The organism is Polaribacter sp., from assembly GCF_051251875.1.
GTDB lineage: Bacteria > Bacteroidota > Bacteroidia > Flavobacteriales > Flavobacteriaceae > Polaribacter.
The window spans coordinates 212,756-226,048 of record NZ_JBPOGL010000001.1 but is presented as its reverse complement, the minus strand read 5'-3'; the positions used below and the strand labels follow the sequence as shown (position 1 = coordinate 226,048).

The 13,293-nt window shown below is 29.2% G+C and carries 14 protein-coding genes; all 14 read right to left on the bottom strand.

Going from position 1 to position 13,293, the window contains the following annotated elements; genetic code table 11:
- Window positions 1-89: 89 nt before the first annotated feature.
- A complete protein-coding gene (locus tag ACSHW5_RS00945; RefSeq protein ID WP_435674225.1) occupies window positions 90-389 on the bottom strand; it encodes a type II toxin-antitoxin system RelE/ParE family toxin in 300 nt (99 codons plus the stop codon).
- Window positions 382-630 carry a type II toxin-antitoxin system ParD family antitoxin gene (locus ACSHW5_RS00940; protein WP_435674224.1) on the bottom strand — a complete coding sequence of 83 codons (249 nt, stop codon included), beginning with the start codon at window positions 628-630 and terminating at the stop codon, window positions 382-384. The genes ACSHW5_RS00945 and ACSHW5_RS00940 overlap by 8 nt, the downstream gene beginning before the upstream one ends.
- Window positions 631-1,143: 513 nt before the next feature.
- Complete coding sequence (locus tag ACSHW5_RS00935) at window positions 1,144-2,097, bottom strand: Fic family protein (protein ID WP_435674223.1); 954 nt, start codon at window positions 2,095-2,097, stop codon at window positions 1,144-1,146.
- A 146-nt stretch (window positions 2,098-2,243) separates the two neighbouring features.
- Entirely contained in the window at window positions 2,244-3,122 is an 879-nt protein-coding gene (locus tag ACSHW5_RS00930) for a Kelch repeat-containing protein (protein WP_435674222.1), read from the bottom strand.
- Between the two features lie 546 nt (window positions 3,123-3,668).
- Window positions 3,669-4,217: a hypothetical protein gene (locus ACSHW5_RS00925; RefSeq protein WP_435674221.1), complete on the bottom strand. Its 549-nt coding sequence runs from the start codon at window positions 4,215-4,217 to the stop codon at window positions 3,669-3,671.
- Window positions 4,218-4,475: 258 nt separating this feature from the next.
- Window positions 4,476-5,078: a hypothetical protein gene (locus tag ACSHW5_RS00920; RefSeq protein WP_435674220.1), complete on the bottom strand. Its 603-nt coding sequence runs from the start codon at window positions 5,076-5,078 to the stop codon at window positions 4,476-4,478.
- A gap of 293 nt (window positions 5,079-5,371) precedes the next feature.
- Window positions 5,372-5,887 (bottom strand): hypothetical protein, encoded by a 516-nt coding sequence (locus ACSHW5_RS00915; protein ID WP_435674219.1) that lies wholly within the window; start codon window positions 5,885-5,887, stop codon window positions 5,372-5,374.
- A gap of 653 nt (window positions 5,888-6,540) precedes the next feature.
- The gene (locus ACSHW5_RS00910; RefSeq protein ID WP_435674218.1) at window positions 6,541-7,335 is read right to left on the bottom strand and encodes a cation transporter; all 795 of its coding nucleotides are present in this window, start codon (window positions 7,333-7,335) and stop codon (window positions 6,541-6,543) included.
- Window positions 7,336-7,702: 367 nt separating this feature from the next.
- Window positions 7,703-9,076 carry a hypothetical protein gene (locus ACSHW5_RS00905; protein ID WP_435674217.1) on the bottom strand — a complete coding sequence of 458 codons (1,374 nt, stop codon included), beginning with the start codon at window positions 9,074-9,076 and terminating at the stop codon, window positions 7,703-7,705.
- A 215-nt stretch (window positions 9,077-9,291) separates the two neighbouring features.
- Window positions 9,292-10,056: a type I methionyl aminopeptidase gene (map, locus tag ACSHW5_RS00900; protein WP_435674216.1), complete on the bottom strand. Its 765-nt coding sequence runs from the start codon at window positions 10,054-10,056 to the stop codon at window positions 9,292-9,294.
- 218 nt (window positions 10,057-10,274) lie between these two features.
- Window positions 10,275-10,697 (bottom strand): hypothetical protein, encoded by a 423-nt coding sequence (locus ACSHW5_RS00895; RefSeq protein WP_435674215.1) that lies wholly within the window; start codon window positions 10,695-10,697, stop codon window positions 10,275-10,277.
- 327 nt (window positions 10,698-11,024) lie between these two features.
- On the bottom strand, window positions 11,025-11,540 hold the full coding sequence (locus tag ACSHW5_RS00890) for a DUF4231 domain-containing protein (protein WP_435674214.1): 516 nt from the start codon (window positions 11,538-11,540) through the stop codon (window positions 11,025-11,027).
- A gap of 243 nt (window positions 11,541-11,783) precedes the next feature.
- Window positions 11,784-12,425, bottom strand: coding sequence for a peroxiredoxin (locus ACSHW5_RS00885; protein ID WP_435674213.1), 642 nt, complete (start codon window positions 12,423-12,425; stop codon window positions 11,784-11,786).
- A gap of 166 nt (window positions 12,426-12,591) precedes the next feature.
- Window positions 12,592-13,152: an aspartyl/asparaginyl beta-hydroxylase domain-containing protein gene (locus ACSHW5_RS00880; RefSeq protein WP_435674212.1), complete on the bottom strand. Its 561-nt coding sequence runs from the start codon at window positions 13,150-13,152 to the stop codon at window positions 12,592-12,594.
- Between the last annotated feature and the right edge of the window lie 141 nt (window positions 13,153-13,293).

Sequence of the window (13,293 nt, the reverse complement as noted above, 5' to 3'; positions counted from 1 at the left end):
CCGCGTGGATTTTTGTAAGCTTGTCCTGATCTTGTCGAAGGAATAGGCTATAACTAGCAATTAACTTTATAGGGTGTTGGGTGTAGTTTTTATTCGGTTATTTTATATTTCAAATCCATTCTTTCGTGTAATATTCTAACAACTTCAATTTCATTTTCAGAAATCATAGTGTAAAATATAATATGTTTTCCAGATTTTAATCCGAGCAAATTCTGACTAATTTCACTATATACTTTTCCTAATTCTGGATTTATTCCAATTTCTTGGCAGGCAAATTTAATTGTTGCATAATATTTATCTGCTTGATTTTCAGACCAGTTTTCATAAGTATAATCCCAGATATTATTTAAATCATTGTTGGCTTTTTGCCTGAAAGAAATTTTAATCATTCTTTCGTTTTTCAGATTTTAATTTTTTCAGATTTTCTTCGAAGTCAAAGTTTTCAACTATTGGGCTATTTAGTCCTTCTTGGATAGCGTTTTTTAAAGCAACCACTTTATTTTCCTCATTTTCCAAAAGACGAAGTCCAGCACGAATTACTTCGCTCACATTTTTATATCTGCCAACAGAAACTTGTGAACTCACAAATTGGTCAAAATAATTTCCAAGTGATATTGATGTATTTTTCATAATTAATAAATTTATCCAAATTTACCAATTTTTGGTAAATTATCCAAAATTATCACGATTTTCAAATTACACCCAACGAAATGATAAAGTGAGTTTTAATTCATTTTATCAGTGGTTAAACGAAGTTAGTTGTTTTTATTGAGAAAGTCAAGCTAAGAAAAAATCAAAGATAGAAGTTACTTCTTATTTACTTATAGGTAAGCAAGTAATTTATGGTTATTGTTTTTAAAAACCAACCCTATTATGTGGCTTTTGAAAAATTTGTGAGGATATTGGAGTAGTTCATTTTACGGTTTTGTGTAAAGAAAATTACGTGGTTTAAGCACCTAATTTAGCAAATACAAACCGAATAGAAAATCCGCGAGGATGTTTGTAAGCCTGTCTTGAGATTGTCGAAGGGCCTGTCTTGAGCTTGTCGGAAGGCTTGTCTTGAGCTTGTCGAAAGGCTTGTCCTGAGCTTGTCGAAGGAATAGGCTATAACTAGCAATTAATTTTGTAAGTTATTGTGCCCAGTTATTTTAAAAGGTAAATTGTTTTATTTTTTTCGCCTATTTTTTTAAATAAATTTAATTCAGCACCTTTTTTTAAATCTCTACTTGCTGTCGATGAAGAAATATCTTTAAAAATATCCATATAATCTTTTCTCGTAAATTCAGTTTTATTTAAAGAAACAAAATATTCTAACCTATCTTTTTCATTTAATGTTCTATTATTGAAATTCAATAACTCACTTATTGAAACATCAATTACGTTTAACATATATTCAATAAATTTTGTTGATTTTCCTGAATTATCACTTTCTGCCAAAGCTTTGTAATATTCTTCTTGTCCTATACTAATTAAAGTTTCAAAAGGTAAAAACTCAAATATTGGATATTTTTCCATTAAAATTAGAGTTAGCCATAATCTTCCCATTCTACCATTTCCATCCAAAAATGGATGTATAAATTCCATTTCATAATGAAAAACACAACTCTTAATTAATTCAATTTCGTCTGACTTTTGCAGGTATTCAAAAAGGTCTTTCATTAAATAAGGAACATTTCTAAAAGGTGGTGCTAAATGCTCAACTTTTGAACCTTTTACAATTCCGACACTTTGGTTTCTGTATTTTCCAGAATTTTCAATTAGACCTTCCATTAAGTTTTTATGTGCTTTAAAAAAAGACTTCTCATTAGAAGGATTATATTGATCTAAATTTTCATAAATATTAATTGCATTTAAAACTTCTAAAACATCTTTTTTGGGGCCAATAACTTTTTTGTTTTCTAAAAGTGCCGTTATTTGTTCTTCGGTAAGTGTGTTTCCTTCTATTTTTAATGAAGAATGAATAGTTTTGATTCTATGCTGTTTTCTTAATTTAGGCGAAGGTTTGTTTAATAAATGAGCATTTAATTCTCCAATTTTCTCCGAAATAGAAGTTATTAATTTTAAAATAGAAGATGTTATTTCGTAAGGTGGTTTCATTTTTAATACTATCATTTGATACTATCAAAGATACAATCATTTAACTAATAGGATGTGATGAAACGGATTTTTTATTTGCTTGTTGCCAACGTGTTTGTATAAGATTAGTTGCGTGTTTTAGCTATAAATTATTTACTCTGTTGTAATTAGTTATTTACATTTAGCTCAATGACTTTATCTATTGAATTCCAGTTAATTTCTTCTCTTCCTCCTAGAATATAAATTTTATTTTTATGTTCAAAAACTCCATAGCCATAGTGTCTACCAATAGATAAATTATTAAAAGACTCAACATATTCTCTTGTTTTCAAATCGTAAGAAAATATTTTTTTTCGAGCTTTTGTATTTTTACTACTGTTATTTGTTCCAGAGACAAATAATAATTTATCTTTATACTTTATTCCTTCTTGAGAGCCCTTAACAAAAGGTTTTAATTTATCTAAATTACTCCACTTATTTTCTATAGGATTGTATTTAAAAAACACATTATTATAATTATCCCAAACATAAAACATATTATTAAATTCTAAAGAATTTGGAGAGTGCATTCTTTGAGGTGCTGCTTTTCCAACGCTCCATTTTTCAGATTTAGTATCATATATTTGTAAAAGATTGTAAAAAGTTGACCCTCCAGGAATATTCTTGTTATACCCACTGTATCCTCCCATTACATAAAACTTATCTTTAAATTTTTCAACCGATGTCCAATATAGTCCGACAGGAATTTTAAATGATTTCTCCCATTCATTGTTACTTATATTATATACTTGAACTAAATTTCTTGCTTTATCATCATATGACCCTATTAAGTATATTTTATTGTTAACTAATATAGAAGTTGGTGAGGACTGTCTCATTGGTATTTTATTAATTAATTCCCAAGAATCATTATCAACATCATAAGTCCATACTTCTCCATGGCTATAGTAACTTAAACCACTACTCTTTTTTGTAAGAACTTCAAAAAATGAGTAAATTTTTCCTTCGTAAATTTCAGCACCAAAATCATATGCAGCGTATGGCATTTTTTGTTTTTCAGTCAATTTAAACTTTAAAGTTTTGCTATTTGGAATAAATCGAATGTTATTATTAATAGTTACTATTTGTTTAGATTTACAAGAAATAACTACTATAAAAGTAATTAGTATTAGTATATTTTTCATAATGAAGCACAACTATATAATAAGGTGAGTTTTCATTCATTTTATCAGAGGTTAAGCGAAGTTAGTTGTTTTTATTGAGAAAGTCAAGCTAAGAAAAAATCAAATATAGTTGTCACTTTTTATTTACTTATAGGAAAGCAAGTAATGTATAGCTTTTGTTTTTAAAAGCCAACTATATTATGTGGCTTTTGAAGAGTTTGTGAGGATATTGGAGTAGTTCGATTAACGTGTTTGTATAAGATTAGTTGCGTGTTTTAATCACTAAATTCAGCAAATAAATCACATATAGAAAATCCGCGAGGGTTTTTGTAAGCCTGTCTTGAGCTTGTCGAAAGGCTTGTCTTGAGCTTGTCGAAGGGATAGGCTAGAACCAAGTAATAAATTATATATGCTGTGGGCAAATTTTTTTTATTCCAATTCCATTGGAGGAGGAGGAATATTAATTTTTTCAAACCTAAAATAACTAAAAAAAGCAAACAACTCAATTCTTTCATTAATTTCTTTTTTAAGATTATCAAATTCAAGTGTTAATTTTTTTAAAGTTTCTTTCAATTCATTAGCATTTTTATTTGGATTTATAGAAATTTCAATAATTGCTTTCTCTACAGAATCTGAATAATATTTAATTTTCCCTTTATTCAGAAAATGTCTTTTCATTAAATTTTTTAAGTCTGAAAGTAAATAACCATTGTCTATTAAAACAGAATCTGTACTAATTTGCAGTACATTTTTCCTTTTTATAAAACCTCCATTATGAACAAAAGCTTTAATTTTTTTGATATTTTTTCCGTCATTAAATTCAATGAATGTTTCGTTTGAATTTTGGTCAATTTTATTTACAATTTCTTTAAAATTCAAACTAGTTTTATCTAAATTGATTGTTTCAAATTTATTTTCGGAATTTTCTGAATAACTTGGGTAATAGAAGACTTTTTGTTCTTCTATAATGCAACTCATAAAGGTTGAAAATACTAATATGAACGTGATTTTTCTCAAATGTTTGCCAACGATATGATTATGTGAGTTTTCATTCATTTTATCAGAGGTTAAACGAAGTTAGCTGTTTTTATTGAGAAATTGGAGTAGTTCGTCTAACGTTGTAGTATAAGCTTTGTTGCGTGTTTAATCAGTGAATTTATTAAATAAAGCACGAACAGCGAAATTCCAGAGGAATTTCCCAAGTGAGCTATAATTAGCAATAAAGTTTATATGGTTTTAGTTACTTTTATTTTTTTTTATCGGATTTTCAGTGTTTCCATCTATTGCTTTTTTTTGGTAATCTATCATTCCAATATCTCCATCTATAGTTGTCATAAAGAATAAATCTATTAAGATTCCCCAATATTTTCCCCAAATAGTTTTAGGTTTCCATTCAACTCTTGGGATTTTCTTGTTTTCAAGTTCTTTCTCAATTTTAAATATTTCGTCCCAATTTTTTATGTGTAATCTTTCAGATGTTTTAAAAGTTAATCCTTTTTTCTCTTTTAACTCTATCGCTGTTTTTTGTTTGTCAAATTTCCGTTTTCTAATTGAGTACTTTAAATTCGATAATTTTATTTTCCTTCCTTTTTTATTTTTTCTATTAATAATTAAAGACGATTCAGACAGCTCAATATTCGTTATACTGGGTTTTGTCTTTTTTAGATAATAAAAATCGAATAATAGATTTATTACCAAAGGAAATGAAAAAATAAATTTAAGAATAAAATGCCATTCAGAATATCTAATAATGTATGTTAAAGCACAAATTCCAAGTACGATATAAACCAACCATTTTTGTTTGTCAGTTTTTGTATTTGTAGCCTTAATTATTGTCATTCAGGATTTCGGTTTTTTATTGTGCCTAACGATATGATAATACAAGTTTTAATTCATTTTATCAGAGGTTAAACGAAGTTAGCTGTTTTTATTGAGAAAGTCAAGCTAAGAAAAAATCAAATATAGTTGTCACTTTTTATTTACTTATAGGAAAGCAAGTAAGGTATGACTATGACCAGTTGGGTAAACCTAGTAATAAAATTACAAGTACTCACAAACATTGAATTCCACAGGAATTTATGGGATGGGAGAGAAGAAGCAAGAAAGTATACAAGGTGTTATTATGGCCAGTTTTAGTTTTCTAAATACTTTTCTTTAATTTCTTCAAGAATTTCTGATGGTTTTAAATATTCATCCTTTATGATGTCATCAATACTCATGTTTTTTTCATCAATTAAATATGCTATTAATATTCTGTCTCTTAAGTATTGTTTAGGAGTTAATGATCCGATTTCGGTTTTTACCCAATTATGATTCGATTTCTGATATCTTTCAAAAAGTTTCGATAATGGATAGTTATGTTGCCTACTTGTCTTATAATAAGAAATATATTCGGCATAACCTTCATTTATCCAACTTGGTGTTACCATAAAGCCTAATTTTGAATAATCTCTATACATTTGACTATGTACTGCTTCATGAGTTACTACTTGGACTAAATTTAACCATTCATACTCATTTTTCTCTTTTGTTAAGGTATTCTTTCTAAAATCAGGAGATCCGATATATATATGCTTATTGTATTTTGAAGATGCTATATTATTCATTCCGAAAACGCCAATTAATTTTTCATAAAAGGTGTCTTTCACAAAGTATAATTCAAATACATCTTGGTCATTGTAAAAATCACTTCGTGTCAAGTTTATGAATACTGAATCCAAAATATTATTAACGTCTTCGTTTAATTCAATGCTATCATTAGAGTAAATTTTGAATACACGATATTCATATTGCTTATCAATAAAAAGTCTAGGAAATTGTATTATTACAATTGTAAGAATAATTATTGTGATTATTATTTGGATTGATTTTTTTAACAACTTAATTTTTTTAATCGGATACAACAATATGATAAAGAGTGTTTTAATTCACTTTATCAGTAGTGTAACGAATTTAGTTGTTTTTAATGATAAAATCAAGCTAAGATAAAAACCACGATGTAATTATGGCATTTAAGATTAGCTTCTTATTTACTTGTTTGTAAAACAGAAAGTTTAGTCCTAATATGTTTTTTTTTGTTGAATTGTAAGGGTGTTAAAGGAGTTCTTTTAACAGTTTTGTGTATGATTTCTTTGCGTATTTAAGCAACTAATTTTGTAAATAATTAAGGAGAAAGAAAGTCCGTGAGGACTTATGTAAGCATGTCTTGAGGTTGTCGAAGGGCCTGTCCTGAGCTTGTCGAAGGGATAGGCAAGAAACCAGCAATAAATTATATATGTGTTGTAAGTAATGCTTTTTTCTTTCACTTACTTAATTTTAATATTCTAAATGCTCCTTGAATTACCAAAACAAAAACGATTGTTCCAATAATCAAATCAGGTTTGCTTGAACTAAACCAATTTACTAAAATTCCTGCGATTATTACTCCCAAATTGATAATCACATCATTTGAGGTGAAAATCATACTCGCTTTCATATGTGCCTCTTCTTTACTTTTTGACTTTTGTAAAATGTAAAGACAAATTCCGTTTGCAATAAGTGCAAAAACCGAAACGATAATCATTGTCGAAAAAATGGGAAGTTTCTCGTCTCCTAAAAACCTCCTTAAAACTTCCACAAATCCGATAATCGCAAGCGTAATTTGAAAATATCCAGCAAGTTTTGCAACCCGATTTTTCATAATCAAAGTTCCTCCAACCGCAAACAAACTAATTCCGTAAACAAAACTGTCCGCAAGCATATCCAAACTATCGGCAACAAGTCCCATAGATTTTGAGATAATTCCTGTTGTTATTTCGATAATGAAAAAGGCGAAATTGATTATAAGGACAGACCAAAGTAGTCTTTTTTGGTTTTTATTTTCTTCAAATTCCGTTTGATTGGTTTGTTCAGTCGAGATTTTCTTTCCGCCTAAATTCAGTTCGCTAACAGACTTTTCTATTTGCTCGATTTCTCCGCTGTGAAAAACAGTCAATTTTCGATTCGGAATATCAAAGTCTAAATTTGCGATACTTGAAATGCCGTCCAATTTTATTCGGATTAGATTTTCCTCTGAAGGACAGTCCATTTTGGTAATCTCAAATATTGTCTTTTTCACTCGGTTTCTATTTTTTTTGCATTACTTACAACAATATAATAAAGAGAATTTTAATTCATTTTATCAGAAGGGTAACGAATTTAGTTGTTTTTATTGAGAAAATCAAGTTAAGATAAAAACCACGATGTAATTATTGCATTTAAGATTAGCTTCTTATTTACTTGTTTGTATAACAGAAAGTTTAGTCCTAATATGTTTTTTTTGTTGAATTGTAAGGGTGTTAAAGGAGTTCTTTTAACAGGTTTGCATAGGATTGGTGGTGTTGTTTCGGCAATAAAATGGCAGATAAATTATAGATAGAAAGTCAGTGATTACCTTTGTAAATTGGCATTTACTAGTAATTTAGTAACATTATTGTACCCTGTTTTTATCGATTTCTTCTTGCCAATTCATCTTCTGTAATATAACCGTCTTTGTTTTTATCACGTTTGTTAAAGTTTTCTTTCAATTTACCTTTTGCTTCCGACTTAGAAATTTTTCCATCCGCATTAGCATCCATATTCTCTAGCGTTTTTCCAAAAGAGTTGCTGCTGTTTTTTACTCCTTGATTATTTTTTTTTCGTTGACCTTTATTAAAACCAAAGGTTCTTGCGCCATTGTTTTCTGGCGTTATATTAATGGTGTATTTATGCGTAAATGCTTTGCACATTGTTGGTGTGCATCCATAATAATGGAAGGTTAATTCTATCTTATCAGAAGGGTTAGCTCCTGTTATGTCTACCCAAAATTGTCGGGGTTTTGTATCACTTTCTCCAGGACCTTTTTCAGCATTTGCCTCTTGAGGAGAAGCGGTAACTCCTTCGGGCAATTCAAGTACATATTTCATTGGTGGCGTTAGATTGTTCCAATGTGCATCATAAATTGGATCTGGAAAAAATCCTAACCCTAATTTACCATTTCCTGTTTCAAGTAGATCTCTATCTGCTTCTGCACGTAATTTTACATAGTAGATGTCTTCCGGATTTTTAGGTTCAATAGATAAAATATTCAAACCTTCTGGTCTGTGTATTGTAATGTTTGTGGCATCATTTGAGCGTTTTTTATAGCGCTTAATAACAGGCAAGTCAAGATCCTTTACAGTAGTTTGCGTACTTGCTGCTCCAACTTTATCGCTTAACTTTTGGCGCAACTCCTGTTCTTTTAATTTGCCCCATCCTTTAACAATCTCACCGTTTGGAGATATTAAATATACAGATTGAGAACCAGCATTTAAAGCAATTCGAATATTATCATCCATGGCATCTGCAATCCACGGAACTTTTGTACCCAACTTCTTTTTTACTTCTTTAATCATTCGTAATCTTTCCGATATATTTTGTGCTTCAACATATCCTTCTAATTCTGGGTGACGCAGACTCTTGTACACAAAAAAGAATTGCACATCTTTGGGCGCATAATCTACATTTAAAGCCTCAATACCTGTGTATGCTTTATGAAACTCCGGACAAGTTAAACACCCCATAGCCAATACTGTATATTTACCTTTGATCAACTCTCTTAGTTTTAATGGATCTCCATTCTCGTAATAAGCATTTAAATCTGGTAATTTGCCACTTGTTGCTACACCTCCTTCAGGCACATTAGCATACTGACTGATGTAATTTATAGGTGTTGCTTCTTGTTGCTTTGATTGTTTTATGAGATTAATATTTGGGCTAGAAATTATATTGGATACACCTTTTTCTTGAGAGAATAATGGTGTTGCTAAAAAAACGAGTAGTATAAGGAAGTGCTTTATCATTTTAAATATTTTGCTTCTATGACCCGTGATTTTTCAAAAAGTTTATTTTTTGATAAGAAAAGAAGGAATATTTATATTTAAGATGAGATTACGATGTTTTGAATAGAAAGTTAGGTTTAAAGTAAACGGCTATTTTTCTATAGAAAAATAGCCATTTACAAAAATGTGACTCATTGTGTGAAGCACTAATTTGGCAACTCTTTCTACACAATGTTTTAGTTCCAGATTTCATTAGATGCTGTTAAAATAATTGGAGAATTATCGGTTATAAGTATTGTTTGTTCGTGTTGGGTAACATATCCACCTTTATTTCCTACTAAAGTCCAACCATCATTTAATTCAACAGCTACTGTAGATTTTGTTGAAATGAAAGTTTCTATTGCTACAGTGGTGTTTTTTTTATAGCGTTCTCTGTTACTTTTAACTTTATAATTTAAAATATTTTCAGGTTCTTCGTGTAAACTTCTGCCAACTCCATGACCAGCTAAGTTTTTAATGACTTTAAAGCCTGATTTTTTAGCTTCCGTTTCAATTAAATATCCGATTTCAGAAATTTTTACACCACCTTTAATAGTATTTATTGCTTTACGTAAAATGTTTTTAGAAGCATCTACAAGAGGTTGATGATTATGAATGTCTGTTCCAAGTACAAAAGAGCCTCCGTTATCAGACCAAAAACCATTTAGTTCTGCAGAAACATCAATGTTAATTAAATCTCCTTCTTTTAATATTTTTTTCTCTGATGGTATTCCGTGAGCCGCTTCATTATTTAAACTTATACAAGAATAGCCAGGAAATCCATAAGTTTCATACGGTGCAGATTTGGCGCCATAACTCTTTAAAATTTCTCCTCCATAATTATCTAATTCTTTGGTTGACATGCCAACTTTAGCGTATTCTCTCATTAACTTTAGTGTAGTTCCAACCACTTCACTAATTTTTTTCATTCCTATTAATTCTTCTTCTTTTGTTATTGACATTGTTTTTTTTAATTGGCTACAAAGTGTTTGTATGTATTTTTTGTGGGTTTAAGTACGAAAGTTAATAAATAAATAAATAAATAACAAATAGAAAGTCCCTAAGGACTTTCATAAATTAACATTTACCAGCAATTTTTTTATACGGTGTTGCTATTTCGTGGTTTTAATTTTCTTAATTATTCAAATAAAATTCAGATTGAAATATTGAAATAAAAATACTATTTTAATTTAGGAAAAGAACAATAAGAACCTGATTTTGCAGCTAAAATTGTGTATCTACCGTTTGAGTAGCATGTATGGTGATATACTGTTTTTCCTGGCTTTACGTTAATTACATAAGGACCTCTTGAATTTAAATTCCCACTTGCATCTCTTAAATAAAAAGCAACTCTAATTGGATAAGAATATGGGTTGGTATACCATATTTTTAAGGAAGTTCGAGAACCGCAAGCGGCATCTCTTTTTCCTCTAAAATTTCTTTTAAATGTTTCATCCCACCAACAATCTAAATTTAATATTTTATTTTCAACGGAGATATTATTCTCACTTGTAATTAATTTGTTTTCTTTTTTATGCAGTGTAAATGCCATTAAAATTGATGAACTTGCTACTATTAAAATAGCGATAGCTAAATTTTTCATAATTATAAGATTTATATTTATACAAAAATGACTTATATTTATAATCAAAGCTATACCTAGAAATAGGTAATTTTACAAATTGGTTTTTAAATTAATAAAAGTTCTTCCAACGATGAAAACTAATAATATAGGTAGGTGAGTTTTAATTCATTTTATCAGAAGGGTAACGAATTTAGTTGTTTTTATTGAGAAAATCAAATTAAGGAAAAATCAAATAGGTGATTTGAAAAAAAGAAGGTATTAAAACGTCGTCAACTTTATTGTTGTTGTTTTTAAAGCCTTATATAATGGTCATACGTAAAAGGATTCATAGAATCTGTGCGTATTTTACTCCTTTTTTCTAACTTTAATAATAAAGGTATCAACCTCTTGTCTTTTGATGATGGTGATGTTTTCTATAAACTTTTTAAACGCATCATTTGCATTTTCAGCATCTTCATAATTTCCTGTTTGTCCAAAAAAATCTTCGCCTTCATTTCTAATGATTTCTGCATTTTTTCTATAATGTTTCCATCTTTCTTCAAATCTAAAATGTCTGTTTAATGCGGTAGATATTGCAATGGTAAGACCTAATATACTGATGATAGTAATGGATGACATTCCTATTTTCGAATTTAAATCAGTTTGTTCAATTACAGGAATTAATATACCAATAATAAGCACCAATAACTGCAGAATATTAAAGAACAAACTATCCTTTATGGCTAGCTTATCTAAATATTTTAAATAGTTTAACCAACTGATTCTAAACAGAATTTTTTGAGATTCAGACAGTTCACTTTTTTCTATTAATTCTTCGTATGAATTATAATTTTCTTGAGATTTAAAGTACCATCTGTTCATCGTTTTTGTTTTTAATTACATAGAATTCATTTAATCGGAAACGTGTTGCACTAGAAAAACTATAAGAATTATAGTGTAAATAGGTTTGTTCTTAGAGGTTTACGTTGGTGTAGAAACGAAGTTAGTCGTTTTTTTTGATAAAGTCAAGTGGAAGTTTTTACAGAAAATAGTTTGCTTATGAAAAAGCTCAAAATTATAAAAATTAATAATTTTGAGCTTTTATTTACCTTATGTGGAAAGTAATTATTTTAAGTTGGGTTGTGGTGTTAATCGTAAATAAGGTTTTACTTCTGTAAATCCTTTCGGAAAAATAGCAGGAATATCTGCAGTTGCAACCGCAGGTACAACCACACAATCATCTCCATTTTGCCAGTTGGCAGGTGTTGCTACTTTATGGTATGCTGTTAATTGTAAAGAATCTATAACTCTTAATAATTCATCAAAATTTCTTCCTGTTGATGCTGGGTAGACAATAATTAGTTTTATTTTTTTATGATTATCAATCACAAATACAGAGCGTACGGTAAGTTTGCTATCTGCATTCGGATGAATCATATCATAAAGTTCAGATACTTTTCTATCTTCATCTGCAATAATGGGAAAATTAACCGTTGTATTTTGTGTTTCGTTAATGTCTTTAATCCAACCTTTATGAGATTCAACACCATCAACACTTAACGCTACCACTTTTACATTTCTTTTGTCAAATTCTGCTTTGTATTTAGCTACAGTTCCTAATTCTGTTGTACACACAGGTGTGTAATCTGCTGGGTGAGAAAATAAAATGGCCCAACTATCTCCAAGCCATTCATGAAAATTAATTTCTCCTTCTGAAGTTTGTGCTGTAAAGTTTGGAGCTTCATCTCCTAATCTAATAGTACTCATTTTTTTTAGTTTTTATGTATATTAAGTTTAACTTATGTATGGTTTCTACTGATATAACATGCTTTTTTTTTAATGCATTAAGAGTGTTTAAAGTTATTTATATCAGAATGTAAACGAAGTTAGTCCATTTTTATGTGAAAGTCAAGTTTCAGGTTTTAAGGTCTTGTTAAACTTTAAAAAGGGACGTATTTTTAGAGTTTTCTGTAAATAGGTTTTCTAACCATTCGTTAGCCATACAATCTAAAATTAAATGCTTTCTAGGCACATTACTATTATTATAAACTTGGTGTTTGATATGAAAATTACAATACCAACATTCGCCTTCGCTCATTTTTACAATAGTATTATTAACTAGCAGTTGTACTTCAGAATTTGTTTCTACCGGAATATGAATTCTAACTTTTCCATCTTCTATTCTATAACCAATATCTCTGTGAGGTCTTATGGCGGCATTTGCATCTAAAATATGCACTCTAAAGGTCTCTTTCTTACATTTAAAAGTCTGTAATATTTTTAGCAAATAAGGACACTTTTGTAATGCTTTATTAGGAACAAACTCAGGCAAACCATTTTTTCCATTTATGGGTTCTATGAAATGCATGGCCCAAAGTGTATCTGCTTCTACAGACGGATTGTAAATATTGTAATAATCTTCTTTACTAAATTGAGCGAGTTCTTTTTTTATCAATTCAACATTAAAAGTAAAAGGTAGTTTTAGTGTTTCCATATTATTTTCTAAAGTACAATTTTTATCAATATATGTATTCTTTATTTTATGAATGGGAAGGTGTATTCGATAAAATATAATGATTAGAAAAAAACAGGGGAAGTAATCTTTTCTGCAAGCTCTAAAACATAGGGTTTGTTA